12 protein-coding genes are annotated in these 16,838 nt (G+C 41.7%); 2 read left to right on the top strand and 10 right to left on the bottom strand.

Annotation, left to right across the window (positions count from 1 at the left end; genetic code table 11):
* Window positions 1-132: 132 nt before the first annotated feature.
* From buk to AC5KOD_RS08905, 10 genes are all read right to left on the bottom strand, one after another.
* Window positions 133-1,203, bottom strand: coding sequence for a butyrate kinase (gene buk / locus AC5KOD_RS08950; protein WP_496914208.1), 1,071 nt, complete (start codon window positions 1,201-1,203; stop codon window positions 133-135).
* Between the two features lie 38 nt (window positions 1,204-1,241).
* Window positions 1,242-2,132 (bottom strand): phosphate acyltransferase, encoded by an 891-nt coding sequence (locus tag AC5KOD_RS08945; RefSeq protein ID WP_496914207.1) that lies wholly within the window; start codon window positions 2,130-2,132, stop codon window positions 1,242-1,244.
* A 205-nt stretch (window positions 2,133-2,337) separates the two neighbouring features.
* Window positions 2,338-3,654: an aldehyde dehydrogenase family protein gene (locus AC5KOD_RS08940; protein WP_496914206.1), complete on the bottom strand. Its 1,317-nt coding sequence runs from the start codon at window positions 3,652-3,654 to the stop codon at window positions 2,338-2,340.
* Window positions 3,655-3,672: 18 nt separating this feature from the next.
* Window positions 3,673-4,794, bottom strand: a complete 1,122-nt coding sequence (locus AC5KOD_RS08935; RefSeq protein WP_496914205.1) for an NAD(P)-dependent alcohol dehydrogenase — start codon at window positions 4,792-4,794, stop codon at window positions 3,673-3,675.
* Window positions 4,795-4,909: 115 nt separating this feature from the next.
* Window positions 4,910-5,944, bottom strand: a complete 1,035-nt coding sequence (locus tag AC5KOD_RS08930; protein ID WP_496914204.1) for a D-alanine--D-alanine ligase family protein — start codon at window positions 5,942-5,944, stop codon at window positions 4,910-4,912.
* Between the two features lie 127 nt (window positions 5,945-6,071).
* A complete protein-coding gene (locus tag AC5KOD_RS08925) occupies window positions 6,072-6,977 on the bottom strand; it encodes a serine hydrolase domain-containing protein (protein ID WP_496914203.1) in 906 nt (301 codons plus the stop codon).
* 145 nt (window positions 6,978-7,122) lie between these two features.
* A complete protein-coding gene (locus AC5KOD_RS08920) occupies window positions 7,123-10,326 on the bottom strand; it encodes an SNF2 helicase associated domain-containing protein (protein WP_496914202.1) in 3,204 nt (1,067 codons plus the stop codon).
* Between the two features lie 17 nt (window positions 10,327-10,343).
* Window positions 10,344-13,520: an AAA family ATPase gene (locus AC5KOD_RS08915; protein WP_496914201.1), complete on the bottom strand. Its 3,177-nt coding sequence runs from the start codon at window positions 13,518-13,520 to the stop codon at window positions 10,344-10,346.
* Between the two features lie 5 nt (window positions 13,521-13,525).
* Complete coding sequence (locus tag AC5KOD_RS08910) at window positions 13,526-14,653, bottom strand: exonuclease SbcCD subunit D (RefSeq protein WP_496914200.1); 1,128 nt, start codon at window positions 14,651-14,653, stop codon at window positions 13,526-13,528.
* Window positions 14,654-14,779: 126 nt separating this feature from the next.
* Window positions 14,780-15,412, bottom strand: a complete 633-nt coding sequence (locus AC5KOD_RS08905; RefSeq protein WP_496914199.1) for a lysophospholipid acyltransferase family protein — start codon at window positions 15,410-15,412, stop codon at window positions 14,780-14,782.
* A 136-nt stretch (window positions 15,413-15,548) separates the two neighbouring features.
* On the opposite strand from AC5KOD_RS08905, the gene AC5KOD_RS08900 reads away from it, so the two are divergent.
* Complete coding sequence (locus AC5KOD_RS08900; protein ID WP_496914198.1) at window positions 15,549-16,292, top strand: tRNA1(Val) (adenine(37)-N6)-methyltransferase; 744 nt, start codon at window positions 15,549-15,551, stop codon at window positions 16,290-16,292.
* A complete protein-coding gene (locus tag AC5KOD_RS08895; protein WP_496914197.1) occupies window positions 16,282-16,545 on the top strand; it encodes a GIY-YIG nuclease family protein in 264 nt (87 codons plus the stop codon). The genes AC5KOD_RS08900 and AC5KOD_RS08895 overlap by 11 nt, the downstream gene beginning before the upstream one ends.
* Window positions 16,546-16,838 lie beyond the last annotated feature (293 nt).

The following is a 16,838-nucleotide window of genomic DNA, read 5'->3' as shown; positions in this document are numbered from 1 at the left end:
CAGATACCTAGAAAAAATTTGTATTCTTCTCTAGGTTTATTTATGTTGCATTAAAAATCACAACAAACAATTTTAAAATAGTTCAGTTTTTACTTGACCTTTTTATAGCTGGCTTAATTGTCACACGTCACCTTAACACGTAAACTGATGACTACTCTCTTCTCCCCCAAGAACACGAGCCACACCTTTGGCTAAAGCGACTAATTCTCGTTCACCTGGTACGCGATAGACAGGAGCAATAAAACGTACTTGCTTTTCGACAGCTGACATTAACCTATCCGAATACGCAAGCCCTCCCGTCATAATAATCCCATCAACTTGGCCCGCGACCACTGTCGCCAAGCTACCGATCCCTTTAGATAATTGATAAGCCATAGCCTCATAAACCAACTTTGCTTCTTGATCGCCAGCCTCTATCCGTGCCTCAACTTCACGCGCATCATTTGTCCCCAAATAAGATCTAAGTCCTCCTTGTTTTCGGTAGTGGGTCAACATCTCATTTTGACTATGCTCATAACACCATTTTATCACTTGCTTTACAGGCAGCTCTCCTGTTCGCTCCGTAGAAAATGGCCCCTCATCATCAGAAATCAAATCGATCATCTTTCCCTGATGGTGAAGACTTATACTATTTCCCCCTCCCATATGCGCTACAATATAGGTCACCTCTTCATAATGGTGATGAGTCTCCTCAGCAACTTTTCGAGCCACAGCACGCATATTCAGCGCATGGCCAATACTCTCCCGCTCGATCCCCTTTAGCCCTGAAAGTCTAGCAACAGGTGGAAATTCATCTACCGTCACAGGATCATACACAAAGGCCCGAGTCTGAGAACCTGACATTTCTCTAATTTTTTCACCTAATAATGCCCCTAAATTCGAGGCATGCTCCACTCGCGGATGATACAATAAATAATCAAGCATCTCTTGATTTATTTCATACGCACCAGATTGAACAGGTGGTAATAAACCACCACGAGCAGCAATTCCATCCAGCTGACTTAAATCAATTTTTTCCGCTTTTATCTCCGCCAAAATCATCCCTAAACGATAGTCTAATTGATCTTGAACATGGGAAAAGACTTCCAATTCCTCAATAGGATGATTGATCGTCTGCTGATAAAGGAGCTGGTCTCCCTGAAAATAACCAATTTTAGTAGATGTAGCTCCTGGATTGATTGTCAAAATCCTTTTATCTGTCATTTTTTTCACTCCCAGCTTAAGTCATCTCGTATCTATCACTAGCCTACTAATGATGCCAGTACGATAGACAAATATTTTTCCTCACTAGATGACCCCCTTGACGTCATAACGATTGGCACCTTTGCCCCACAAACAAGTCCTGCCATTTTTCCTTTTCCGAAAGTCATCATACTCTTACCAACTAAATTCATCGCCGTCATATCTGGGCCTACTAGCATATCCGCTTGACCTGCAACCGGACTTTCATAGCCTTTTAAAACGGCAATTTCCGGACTTATTGCTAAATCAAATGATAAGGGACCATCAATCTCACAAGGAATAGATGACTGTTCACTAAAATAACGGCTAAGCTGATCCGCTTCCTGTGATGACCTAATTTTCGGATTAACCGTTTCAGCAGCAGCTAAAACGGCCACTTTCGGTTTTTCGTAGCCTAAACGCTGAAGAATCTCTAACCCGTGACGAATTATAAGCTGTTTATCAGCATAAGTCGGTTCTGGCACCATACCACCATCTGTTGTCAGTAATAACTTCGGATAGCCTTCTACTTGATTAAGCGCCACATGAGTCAACAAATCCTGAGCAATAATCCCTGTCTCCTTTGCCACAACCGGACGTAAGAAATCACTCGTCTGGATATGCCCTTTCATTAAAACCTCCACTTGTCCTAGCCTCGCCATCTCAACGCCAATCATTGCAGCCTGCTTTTCTGGTACGTCAATAATTTCCACTTTTTCTGAAATATTAAGCTGAGTTAAGCGACTGGTAATAATGTCTTGATCGCCAATCACTATCGGCTTGACCTTTCCTCGTAGTCGTTCATCAAAAACCCCTAATAAACTCGCATCATCAATTCCATTAACAACCGCTACTCGCTTGACTGGTTGATTAATTTGTTTAGCAATTAGCTCTGAAAAATCCTTGAGCATAGGCGTTCTCCTTTCCGATTAAATCAAGGGGCTGTGACGAATGTCACGTCCCCTTTTCATTTTACATATACTATGCGATAAACGCGTTCCAAAAGTCTGCTCTTTCGACAACTTCACAAAACTCGTTTAATCGAAAGGGCCGATTTATCGAGTTTTCCTCCAGTTGCGCGGAGCAAAGCGACTTTTGTCACAGCTCCACGCTTGGTTAATTATCAACAAAATTAGCAATTCGCGAAATATTAATCAAATGCTCAAATTTCAAATTTTCTGAAATAATGTTATTTCCCCATGAGCCGCATCCTAATGAAACCGTTGGATTCAACCCATTATTAGGACTTCCGCCTGCATCAATAGTCGGTTGATTGACGACAATCCGACTAACAGGCAACTCTTCTCCTAAACGCCTAGCATGAACTTGGTTATGGGTAAAAATCCCCGCCGAATGCCCACGTCCTTCAACCATTAAATTAGCTTTAGCAATTGCAACAGCTTGATCGAATGTTTGATAGCCAATTAAAGCTAAAACTGGGCACATCTTCTCTTTTGATAAATAGTCTGCTTCGCCATATTCTCTAACGCTCAACGCAATAATCTCACTATCTGCTGGTACCTCAACACCAATTGCCTCCCCAATAACTTGTGGGGATTTCCCAACAAACGCTGGATTAGTACGGCCAGCTGGGAAAAGTAGCTCGCGGAATTTAGCAACTTCAACCTCATCTGTTACCACGTATGACTTACTCGCTCTTAATTCGGCAATTACCTCTTCTTTTTTTGCTTCAGGGTAAATCAAGGACTGCGTACAAGCGCAGACAATTCCGTTGTCAAAGGAACGACCGATAACCGTTAACTCCGCTGCTGTTTTAACATCAAAGTCTTCATCTAAAATCAATTGAACATTTCCTGGCCCAACTCCATAAGCAGGTTTTCCACTCGAATAAGCGGCTTTTACCATACCAGGACCACCTGTTGCAACCACGACATCAACTGAGCCCATCAATTCTTGAGATTTTTCAACTGACGGCTCGCTAATCACCTGTAATAAATCCTTTGGCGCGCCAATTGATGCGAGAGCCTCTCGCATAATTTCAACAGTATGAGTCGTCGTCTTTAGCGCTCTTGGGTGAGGAGAGACGATCATCGCATTCTTACCTTTTAATGCCATTAGCCCATTACCAAGAGGAGTAATTGTCGGATTGGTCGTCGGGGCAACTGAGCCAATCACGCCGACTGGATGGGCAACCATAATCAAGCCTTTTTCTGGTTCTTCGCCAATAATGCCCACTGACTTCTTCCCTTTTAAATGACCATAAATATTTTTAGCCATGTTTTGATTTTTGCCGATTTTGTGATCGACACGTCCCAAACCAGTTTCAGCAACAGCTTCTTCTGCAAGTTCAACATCATGTGCCAAAATAGCTTCTGCAATCACACGAGTCAGCTCATCTGTTTCTTCCTGTGTATAATCCTTAATCTGCTCCATTGCCACACGAGCATTTGCGACTAATTCTTTAATTGCCATCATTTTCTCCTCTTTTCTTTAGTTGGGCGGTAAATAGCTGTCATCCATCACAACAACTGATTTTAATACTTTGCCAGAAATAGAATCAGCTTCTGCTTGATTGATCTCAGCAAAAGGATAGTACTTAACAAACTGATCGAATGGGAAATGACCATTTTTGTATAACTGAATTAACCGTGGTAAATGATATTTAGGAATCGTATCGCCAATCAAGCACCCGACTATTTTTTTATTGCCAAAAACTAAATCAAAGAACGTATTCACTTCAAAATTTTTCTTCGTCACTGCCAAAGGAACAAATATCCCACCATTAGAAACAGCGGCCATGGCCTGATTCATGACGGGTTGAACCCCTGAGGTGTCAATCACGTAATCCGCGCCGAGTCCTGTGATTGCTTGAATTTTTTCCACAACCTGCTCACTGTCAACGCCACTATTAATGACATGAGTCGCCCCAAGTTCTTTAGCCTTCTGCAAACGGTCTTCATTAATATCTAACGCAATAATTGGGTGACACCCCGCTACTTTAGCTGCCATCAAAGCCGCAAAGCCAACTGCACCTGTACCAAAAATCGCGATAGATTGGCCAACACGTGGCTTCAAGACATCTAAAACAGCGCCACTTCCTGTGCCAAGTCCACAGCCTAAAGGTCCCAGAAGACGTAAATCAATGTCTTTATCCACCTTGACAATATTCGATTCATCTACTAGGCTATGAGTTGCAAAAGCCGATTGATTAAAGAAATTATTAAGTAGGGTCCCGTCCTCTTGCTTAAGTACATATTCACCACGTTTATTAGTTCCTGCATTATTAATATCCAACCAATGATTACATGAGGATGGATGACCTTCTGAACAACGTTGACATTCTTGACAATAGCCATAAGACAAAATCACATGATCGCCTGGTACAACACTTGTGACAGCTGCGCCCACCTGTTCAACAATTCCTGAGCCTTCATGACCAAGAACATTTGGAAATTGTAGCGAATTACCATATCGCTCCCCATAATCTGATCGGCAAAGACCTGAAGCAACCACTCTAATTAATACATCTGTGCCCTGTGGGTCAGCCAACTCAACCGTTTGAATCTCATAAGGTTGACCCTCCGCCTGTACAACTGCTGCTTTAATTTTCATTTCTTCTTGCTCCTTTCGTTTATTAACTACTATCAGCCTACCAAAATAACGCTTACATTCGATAGTAAAAAAAGGAACCTATTGAAAATAAAATAGCTTCCTCTTAGATATAACTTTATTTTAAGCTCAATTGAACCAATTGGTGGCAAAGTTCTGAATAGTCAATTCCTGCAGCGGCAGCTTCCTGTGGTAAAAGACTAGTAGGCGTCATTCCCGGCAAAGTATTGGCTTCCAGACAATAGGTTTGCCCCTCTTTAGTAACCAAGAAATCAACCCGTGAATAACTACCCAAACGCAAGAGCTCATGAACTTTTAATGCTTCTGTACTGAGTCTCTCGGCTAATTCTGGATGGATCATAGCTGGGCAAACTTCCTTTGTAAGACCCGCTTGATATTTATTTTTATAATCGTAAAAACCAGTCGTTGGCATAATTTCGATAGCTGGTAGAGTTTTACCTGCCAAGACCCCAACAGAAAACTCACGCCCAATAATAAGCTCTTCAATTAGTAATGCTGAATCAATTTGTTTAGCCAACTCAATCGCTTCATTAAATTCTGAGGCAGTCTTTACCAAAGATACGCCAATACTTGAGCCACCATTAGCTGGCTTGATGACACATGGGAGCTCAACCTGCTGAAAGATCGTTACTGGATCATCCACCTTCAAATCTACTTCAAGCCATTTAGGAGAAGACACACCATAAGCTGCCATTAATTGCTTAGACAATACCTTATCCATTGCCAACAAGCTACCTGCATAGCCTGATCCTGTATAAGTAATCCCATGTAAATCAAGAGCTGCCTGAATCTGGCCATTTTCTCCCATCGCACCATGTAAAGCCAAAAAGGTCACATCAGCACTCTGACAAATAGCTAAAATATTTGGACCAATCAATGCACCACCATTCGGAAAGGCAGCCGCTATTTCTGCTAAATCAGGCGGCGTAGCTGGTACATCATATGTGTATGACTCCTGCTGATATTTTTCATAAGCCGTCTCAAATTCTTGGCAGTCGGCACATCCTTCATAGACATCTAAAAGTAAGACTTGGTCGCCTTTTTTCATCAAAGCATTAGCCACCATCGCTCCTGAACTTAATGACACATCACGCTCTGGACTTAAGCCCCCTGCTAAAACCACAATTTTCATTTGCCTTCCTCATTTCCTACTTGATTAATCACCATCATAGCTTACTTTTATCACTCAGTGGTCATTAGCCAATAAAAATTAACGTTTTTTTAGATAATTCCCTTGCTGACTCACTACTAGTAAACAACTAGTTAATAGCCTGCTTTATCGGTCGGATTAAGCCTTCCCAAATAAAGGTTTCAATATCCTGTTCATCCAACGATTGAACGGATACCACGGTTTCCTCTCTATCTAGCACATAAATCAATTGACCATACTTGCCAGAAACATGATACGATTGCTCATCATTACTGATCCAAAATTGGTAGCCATAGCCATGCTCTGGTCCATTTTCCTCATAATGATTACGCGTTGCGGCCTCAATATAAGAAGCCGAAACGAGGCGCTGACCCTTGTAAGTTCCCTTATTAATCAACAGTTGCCCAAACCGAGCCATCTCATCAATCGTCAAAAACAACCCATTTGCAGCAGTCGTATGCCCCATAGGACATTCAAACCAATCAGGGCTGTAAATATCTAAGGGCTCAAATAACCGTTCAGTCATATAAGCGCATAGGTTCTGCCCAGACTTTTTCTCAATCAAACACCCTAGTAAATACGCATTAAAATTGGAATATAAAAAATGAGTGCCTGGCTGATGTGCAAACTCTGCCGAAAAAAAATGACTAAGCCAATCCGTCGTTTGATAACGTTCTGGCGTACTGAAAAAGAATAACGGCTCCTTCAAGCCACAGCTCATTGTTAGCAGATGTTCCACTGCTATCTCATAAACCTTTGGATCCGACTCTACTGTTAGATAATCACTAAAGCTATCAGCTATTTTTTCATCTAAGGTAATTAACCCTTCATCAAGAGCTATCCCGACTCCAATTGAGGTTACGCTCTTACTTGCCGAAAAGCTATGAAATCGTTCCTTATCAGCAAACCGATTGTAGTCCGCCACTAGGTTTCCAGCTTGATGAATCTGAACAGCGTTAATAACCCGATTCTCAGCTCTTGCAGTTGTTAAAAAGTGTTCAAGTAGATGCTTCATGGTATCTGTCCTCCTATTATGACTTTCATTTTAACACAAAGACACTAGACTAGAATATAGCAGCTAGCCTAGTTCGATTAAACAAACACGAAATTAATAATCTATTTACTCCATTAAACTAAGCTTACAAAGCGTTGTCCTCCTATTACGTCATACCTATACTTAAAATTTCGCGAATGTCTTCTTCCGTTAATTTCGCTAACTGCTGTTCCTCTTCGGCATTCATTACTTTATCAAAGAGTTCACGCTTTTCCTGTTGTAGCTGATTCATCTTCTCTTCGATCGTTCCTTCAGCGATTAAGCGCCAAACCTCAACCACTTTCTTTTGTCCCATTCGATGCGCTCGGCCAGCTGCCTGTTCCTCAACGGCTGGGTTCCACCATAAATCATACAGAATAACCGTATCTGCCCCCGTTAAGTTCAGCCCAGTCCCACCAGCTTTTAAAGAAATTAAAAAGACATCTTTTTCTCCACTATTAAACGCTTCGACCATCTCGATTCGATTTTTAGGCTTCGTACTCCCTCGCAAATAAAAGCTTTCGATACCGAGCTCAGAAAATTCTCGCTCAATAATACTCAGCATGCTTGTAAACTGAGAGAACAATAAGACCCGACGGCCATTTTCCTTTGCCGCAATAACAAGCTCCTTCACCTGCTCCAATTTGCCAGAATCCCCTTTATAATCATCGATAAAGAGTGCCGGATCACAACAAATTTGGCGTAAACGAGTCAGACCAGCCAAAACAGAAATCCGATTCTTCCTAAAACTATCGGCACTCATACCAGCAATAGATTCTTGCATTTGACGTAGATGAGCCAAGTAAACTTTTTTCTGTTCCTCTGTTAAAGTGCTATAAAGATTAGACTCAATTTTATCAGGTAAATCCTTTAACACCTCTTTCTTCTCACGCCGTAAAACAAACGGCTGAATCATCTTGGCAATTTCTTCTGTTTCCAACTGCTTAAATTTAGCCTTTGAAGGAAAGAAGCCTGGCATCAGCATATAAAATAAGGCCCATAATTCTTCTAAATCATTCTCGATTGGCGTTCCACTAAAAGCAAATCGGTGGGCAGTCTTCAGATCCTTAATCGCTTGGAAAGTTTTAGTCGCTGAATTTTTGACCATTTGGGCTTCATCTAAAATCAAACAATGAATCGCCATCTCTTGATAAAGCTCTATGTCCTGGCGAATACTGGCGTAGGAGGTAATCAATAAATCGCAATCTGCCTCTTCAATAAGTGCTCGCTCCCGCTCAGCCTTACTTCCCGTTACGACACAGGTCGTCAAGCTTGGCGCAAACTTCTGACACTCGATTTGCCAATTATAAATCAAGCTGGCAGGTGCAACAATCAAGGACGGTGCTGTCACCTGCTTTTCTTTTTCTGACAATAAATAGGTAATCCCTTGAATCGTCTTCCCTAACCCCATATCATCAGCCAAAATCCCACCAAATTGATAATCACTCAGCATTTTCAGCCAGCGAAACCCAACTTTTTGATAATCACGTAATTCCGCTTCTAAGTTCTCTGGAATTTGATCCTCTAGTTTCTCTGGTTGCGTTAACTTCTGAACCATCTCTTTAAAATCATCACTAAATGTTGTATTCGCAACCTCTTCTAGCGCCTCTTCAACTTGTAATCCACGATATTTTGGTATTAAGAACTTACCATTTTCATACTTGAGCTGACCTCGTAATTTAGCTAACGCCTCACTTGTTTGTTGAAAGGCATCTGAATCCAATGAGAGAATCTGCCCCGTCGATAACTGATAAAAGCTTTCCTGATTCAGTAAACTTAATAAAATATCGTCAACATCACTCTCGGCAATATTAGAAACATCAAATCGAATATCTAGCCAAGACCCTTCCTCAAAGACCTCAATTTGCGGTTGAAACTGAACTGCATCTAAATACAGACTGCTTAAATCCTTGGCAATCTCAACCTCTGCAAATTTTCGTAAATACGGAATTTCCGTCGAAAATAATTGATACAACTCCGCTTTTTCTGGCAGTGGCTTACTATAACCAACTGCTCGCTTCGTATAGTGGTAACGCGTCAATAACTTCTCAATGCGACTTTCCTGAACTTGATTACGAATAACCAAGGGTGTTTTAGCTGTTTTAGTTGAGAAGGCGTCATCTGTTGAAAAGACCTCTTTACCATACCTAAAATCCACTCGCATCGATAGCTGACTATTAACCGCTGACAGATACAGCTCAGTTTTAACGGGAACTTGAATCATTTCGGTCTGTAAATTCTCATCAACCTTAACCAACCCAATTTGTTCCAAAGCAGGTAGAACATAAGAAAAGAGATCAGCAACCTCTTCCGCCTCATAATAAATAATCGGCGTTTCCACTCGCTTTAACAATTGAATCAAGGTTTGGTATATTTCTTGTTGAGACGGCGTCAACTCATAAAACGTAACCCCTCGACTCACCCAATGATAGGTCTCCCAAAAACGATCGATCCCATTCGTTATTTTCAAATTAAAACCAGTATGTTGAGGCTCAACTTCAAAAACAATTGGCAACTTTCCCGTCGCGAAAAACAACTTACGAGTTGTTCTATCCCCCATAATTAAATGAAGCTTCTCATGTCGAAGTAAATTAGTTAAATACGGCCTCAATTCTTTCACAGGCAACAACAAGTAGCGTTGTTTGACGCTCCCCTTCAATTGAATGCCACTACTTGCCACCATTTGATTGTTCTGATAAATTTCCAAGGCTTCCGTCAATAACTGATAATCAGTCTCTGAAAAATTGAAAGACGCCAATGAAAATAAATACTTGTCACTTTGTCGAAATTTTTCCTGCTTAGCGAATGCTTGTAAAAACTCTCCAGCATTCTTAACGGCATAGGTCCGCCCATCTTGATAGCCCACTTTAAAACTCAATCCAAAAACAGCCTTTTCTGGATGATAATTAGAAATTTCCAAGCTCTCAACGATAAAGTCTACTTTTAATGGCGCTTCCTCTTCCAATGCCTGCTTTGTTTCCTTATCCTGCCATTTAGCAAAACTATCAGTCACAATTTTTGAAAGTGAGGGTGCTTTATAGGTTGTTTTTAAATTATCATTCTGCTTCAACACGCGATTCAAGCCTTTGTCTCGAAGCGCTAATTCGACAGCCACCGTATGTTTACAATAGCCATTCTCTTGCCAATAAGGACAGGTGCAGACATCTTTTTCCCGAGGAGTCCCATCCAACTCAACTTGATAAATAGCTGAGCCGATCACCTCCGCATGCCACACTTCCTGCGTCAAGTCTTGGGTAATAGCCGTTACTCGGCCCTCGTCCGCATATTTTCGACCTCTTTGAATAATTTTTTCAGGAATGGTCCACTTCATCTTTTTTCCGCCTCTTCTTATTCTGCTGTCTGATAACGAATTGTGCTAATACCTGTGCCACTTACGACGACTTGTAGTTGTTGCGGGATTCGTTGTTTCAATTCTCGTACGTGACTAATGATTCCAATCATTCGCCCCTGTCCCTCAATCAACTCAAGTGCGTTCATCGCTTGTTCGAGTGCTTCTTCATCTAAAGAGCCAAAGCCTTCATCAATAAACATCGCATCAATTTGGATGCCACCTGCTTGATTTTGTACCACCTCAGCTAATGACAAGGACAACGACAACGCGGCTATAAAGCTTTCGCCACCTGATAAAGTATTGACACTGCGAGTCGCTCCTACATTATCATCATAAATATTAATTTCCAAGCCTGTCTGACTTTTGTATGACCCTTGAGCTTCATTGAGCTCAAAGCTATAGCGATTATTCGTTAGCTGAATCAAACGCTGATTGGCCACACGCAAAATCTCTTCAAAATAGGCTTGAAGAACATAACGCTCAATACTCATTTTGTTATAAGGACCATCGCCATTTGTGACTTCTGACAGCTGATTCAGTTCTGCCAGCTCTTGCCACTTATCACTTAACTCAGCTTGTTGCTTCCGTACCTCTTTGACAATCTCTTGATTGTGCGTCAAAATCTGCTCCTGCTCAACTAAGTAACGCTCCGTCGTCAAAATTTGTTGCGTCAACTCACTTAATTGTTGCTCCTCACTACTTAGATCAGGACGTTCCGCCTCTTTCAGCTTACTGCTGACTTGTTCCAATTGAGCCTGCAGCTTCACCTGCTTCGTCTTAAACGCCTCGACTGTTTCCCTTAGCCTCTCTATCTCAGGAAAGCACCTCAGCTCCGCAAGTAATTCTGGCAACTGATACTCATAAGGGCTAGTCCCAATCTGCTCAAGTAAATTCGCTGTTAACTGCTCAATTAGCTGTGACTCCTTAGCTAACTGCTGAGTTAGATGCATCAGCTGACTTTCTGCCACCAACACATGATTATTCAACTCCGTCAAATTGGCAGAAGCTTCTTCAAAGGTCTGTTCCCAAGTAGCAATCCCCTTAGCCAGCTCATCTCTAACTTGACCAAGATCAGGTAACATCGCCCATTTTTCTGGCAATTGTTGCGCTAATGTTGTAATCGTCGTCTCGACTTTCAAACAGTCGCTCGCCAAGCTCAGAGCCTCATTCTTAACCTTTTCAAGTAGGCTCTCATTTGTCTGCTGCTCCTCTTGTAAGTGCTGAAGTCTAGCTTTCACTTGAACTAATTCGGCTAACTTCTCTCCAATCTCACGTTGGCGCAAGCTCACCTTATCTCTAAAATCGACAACCTCTTGTAGCACTGACTCCCACTGTCCATTTGCCACAAGCAATGACACATCAAGGATTGGCTCCAAAACAGATTGTTGCTGATTAAACCACTTTTCCTCACTTGCTAATTGCTCCCGTAACTTCTCCTGCTCCCCTGTTAGATAGCCGATACTTTGCTCCAGCTTAGCAACTAGCTGACTTTGTTGATGACTCGCTTGCTCTGCTGTCTCGAGGGCCGCTTCTGCTACTTTAATCTCTTCTAAGGACCACCCTTGCTGACTATGAGGGAATGGATGCTCTGTCCCGCCACAGACTGGACAAGGCTCACCTGGTAATAAGTCCATGCTTAAACGAGCAATTTGTAAGCCAGCAACCTGACTCTTAGCCTGCCTAACATCTGCTTCTACTCTAGGTAACGCTGCTTTAGCCTGCTTTAATTGCTGATTCTCTTGACTAATTTGCTGCACGTTAGTCTCTAAATCAGCCATCACAGCCTGCCCTTTTTGACCATGCTCCTTGGCAAGGTCAAGCTGATATAGTTCAGCCGTTACACGTTCTTTTTCAGCCTGACACTCATCGCTTGTTGCTAATAACTGAGTCGCTTCAGTTATCTGCGTCTGAGTCTGATTTTTTGCTTCAATTAAACGCCCTTGCTGACTTTCAACTTGAGCCAACTCAGCCTTTAGTGACGCAAACTGTCCAGATAACTCTGCTTTTTCAGCCAAAAGTGGCATTAATTGCGTCAACTGACTCAACTCAGCTCGCTGTTGCACTATTTCTGGCTCTTGCTTTAAAAGTACTGCTTTTTGCTCACTCGCTTGTTGTTGTTGCTCACGTAATTTGGCGAGCTCGTTCCTTTCATCACCCAACAGTTGAGTTAAGCGTTGGCTTTCGACCGAGCTTTCCTCATATCGAAGTAAGTCTCGTTCTTGTTTTCCAACCCACAATAATTGAGCCAAACGAGCTTCTTGCGTCCTAATCTGTGTTTCTTCAACTGCCAACTGTTCAAGAGTCACTTGTAGCTCCGCCTGCTCGTTAAATAAGCTCAGCGTAGCCTTTTTTTGATTATAGCGCTCTTCTACCTGTTGACGATTGTGCCTGAAATCAGTTAACGCCTCTGTTGTTTTAGCTATCACCTTTTCATAACTTTTCGCTTGCTCAGCCCCTAAAGATAGTTGATCATCCACGCCCTCTAAAGCAGCTGCCTGTTCACTAAATTCAGCTTGCCATTTCAACTGCTGTAGCAATAACTTTACCGCGCTTCCAGCTTGCTCTAACTCTTTTTGATAAGCCTTCTTACGCTCCTTAAGACTCTCTGCTAACTGGCGATAAAGTGTGGTATTAAATAATTTACGCAGAACCACTTCCTTATCGCTACTATTAGCATTTAAAAACTTCCGAAAATCACCTTGAGGAAGTAACACAATTTGGGTAAATTGATGCGCATTAAGGTGAAGTAATTCCTCTAAAAAAAGTTGAACTTCCTTAGCCTTAGTCAGCTGTTTTAGTTCCTTATCATGGGCATCAAAAACCGTCAATCTGACCTTGGCAGGTCTGGTGGTCGTTCCCTCACCAACTTTTTTGGCTAAAACCTGCTCTGGCTCTCGCTCAACCAAATAACGATAGTCACGGTGAGAAAACTCGAAAGCAACTGCAGTCGTCTCACTAGCCGCAGCAAAATTAGAACGCATCTCTTTCCCCTGACGGATTCCACCTGTCGTCTCCCCGTATAAAGCAAAGGTCATCCCATCAAAAAGAGTCGTTTTACCTGCACCCGTTTTACCACTAATCAAAAAAAGCGGACTCTGATGAAAACGACTGAAATCAACCGTTTCAGACTGATACGGGCCAAAATTTTGTAACGTCAACGAAATTGGTTTCATCCTGTTTAAGACTCCCTTTCTAATTCACTCATTGCATCAACTAACCAACCGGCTTGCTTTTCTGATAACGGCTCCCCCGTTGTCTCTTGAAAATAATTCGTCACCAATTCTACAGGACTGCTAACCTGAATTGTTTCAGTCGTTCGCCGATTAGCCTGCTTTTGTTCCCTACCGTAAGCTCGTTCAAGTTGAATAATTCGCGGATAAATTGTTCTCAGCTGAGTCATCACGTTAGGAATAACCCCGCGATCCGTCAAAGAAATCGCCAAATAATTCTCCCGCTGAATCTGATTGTAATAAGTCGGGTCCATCAACGTCGCAAAAGAATCCTCCAGAACCTCCAAATCTCTCAAAAACGGAATCTCGTGAAACTCAAAGGTCGTTTCAGTTCCAACTTCTACAATCCAGACCCCTTTTTGTTGTGTCACCTCAGAGGTTGAATACTTTAATAAAGACCCGCTATATCTTGCATTTTGACCATTTAACGCATTTTTATAATGTAAGTGCCCAAGAGCAATATAATCAAAATCACTTAAAAGAGACAATGGGACTACGTCTAAACCGCCAACCGTTAGCTTAGTTTCTGACTCAGATTTCTCACTGCCTGCTACAAAAAAGTGAGCCACAAGCACCTGCTGCATCTCTGGTTTAAAGGTTTGACGCATTTCTGCTACAACTGATTCCATCGCTACTTCAATCGTCCGAATACTGTCATCCTCAAAATATCGACGAGCCTCAAAGGGTTCAAAGTAGGGCAATAAATACAATTGAACATTGCCCACTTCAATTGGCGTGAAGGCCTGTTCGAGACGAGTGTGCAAATGAAAATTAAGAGCCTCAAACCATGGCCCCCCCGTTTCCAGACGTGTCGCACTATCATGATTGCCAGAAATTGCAAAAACTGGGTAACTTTTCTTTAAATTCATCTCAACTAACATCTGATTAAACAACTCAACCGCTTCAACTGCCGGAACCGATCGATCATACAGATCCCCTGCAATAATGATGCCATCAACCTGCTCCTTAGCCGCCAACTTCATGACTTCATCAAAAGCATGGCGTTGTTCCTCTAATAAATCAAACCCATTTAGCTTCTTGCCAATATGCCAATCTCCAGTATGTAAAAACTTCACCTTTTCACCTCGTCCATAAAAAACTTCTTCCAACCATTATACCAAATTTTCATTAAAAACTGAAAAGACAAGAAAAGAAAGAACAAAAAACCTGTGAAAGAATATCGTTTCTTTCACAGGCTAGTTCTACTCTGCTTTTTCAGGGTCTATTTTATACACAAAATTTGGGTCAATTTCCTTATCTAGTTGCGCAAAAGCAGTCGCCATTCGGCGCTCAACTTCATCGATTCCCTCTTGATTAATCTTTGGTACGTCACTAATATCGATTGGATCACCAAAACGAATCGTGACCTTTTGGCGTTTAAAAAGCCCACCCAAGGTTAAAGGACCTTGGTAGACAGCTGGAACAATCGGCACCTTTGCCATCTTAGCAATCAAGGCAGCACCACCTTTTAATTCCTCTGAATGACGAGTGCCACTTGGAAACATGATTAAACTCAACTCAGAATTTTTTAAACTTTTAATCGGTGTTTTAATCACACTCGGTCCAGGATTATCACGTTTTACTGGAAAGGCATGTGCGTGAACCAAAATATAACGAATAATAGGATTTTTAAATAATTCCTCTTTTGCCATAAAGCTAAACTCCTTAGGAGCGGCAGCAACGGCGAAGTATAGTGGGTCCCACCACGTACGGTGTGGTCCAACAAGTATATAGTTAGTATCTTTTGGTAGCTTGTCGCGCTGTTCGTAGCTCGCCCGACCGTTTATTACAAACAGTAGAAAGCGCACAACTTGACGCATAAATCGAAAGAACATTTGCTTCTCCTCACTTTTCCTTATTCCCTAATAGTATGACGAATAATCCCCATTCTTGCAAGTTTTTTATTTTAATTTGATGGTTCATGTTATAATGTTAAACGACTTGATTAAAAATGAGGAGTTAGTAATAAATATGGAAGACTTATTAAAAGCAGGAGAACGCATCGATCAATTATATGCCGATGGGATTAAAATAATCCAAAGTAAAGAGGTCTTCTCCTTTTCCTTAGACGCTGTCTTATTAGCAAATTTTGCCAGTCTACCTAAGCGCGGTCGAATTATTGACCTTTGTGCTGGCAATGGGGCTGTCGGGCTCTTTATTAGCCAAAAAACACAAGCAGAGATTGTCGGGATCGAGCTTCAAGAACGACTTGCTGATATGGGACAGAGAAGCATTCGACTCAACCAACTCGAAAATCAGCTAACCATACATACTCTAGATTTGAAAAAAACAACAGAGGTAGTCAAAAAAGATTCCGTTGATTTAATCGTCTGTAATCCCCCTTATTTTAAAAGACTACCAACTACTGTAAAAAATCCTAATCCTTATCTAGCAATTGCTCGTCACGAGATAGAAACTAATTTGGAAGAAGTGGTCAAAGAGGCTGCTGGACTGCTAAAATCCAATGGTAAACTCGCTCTCGTCCATCGACCTGAGCGCTTGGTTGATATTTTAGATACGATGCAGCGACACCGCATCATTCCTAAACGAATCCAATTTGTCTATCCAAAAGTGGGGAAAGAGGCCAATACGTTATTAGTTGAAGGCATCCACAAGGGACGACCAGATGGCTTAAAAATCCTCCCGCCACTAACTGTTTACGATGAGACTAACAACTATTACCCAGAAGTGAGAGGCATGTTATATGGAAACTAAGGCATTTTATTTTTATGTTCTGCACTGTGCAGACGATACTTTTTATGGTGGCTATACCACTGAACCAAAGCGACGATTGAACGAACATAATGAGGGTGTGGGCGCCAAATATACGCGCGTTAGAAGTCGCCGCCCCATGAAAATGATTTATACGGAAGCTTTTGAGACAAAAAGCGAGGCCATGCGGGCTGAATACGCGTTTAAACAACTTGCTCGTCATGAAAAGCTTAAATTTTTGAAAAAATATATGTAGATGGACTATTCTTATAGTAAAGGAAATGATCGTTTTGACAAACGAAGTTAAGCTACTTACTGCCGTAACCGATAGGCTTATTCAACAATATCCTACAGGTTGGGGTGGCAGGTGTCCTTTTAGATACTGACGAAATACTGTTAAGTATCTCTCCTGATTTTCTAAACGCAGGCTCTAGTGTTTGTATGGAATTAGGTGCAATGTTGGAGGCTGCCAATCAAAATAAGAACATTACTCATTCAATTTGTCTCGTTAGAGATGACGAAAATTCGCCAATTAAGATTCTCGCTCCT

This window comes from Vagococcus sp. WN80Y, assembly GCF_059621045.1.
Note: the sequence above shows the minus strand (reverse complement) of the source record. Positions and strands in the feature narration are given on the sequence as shown.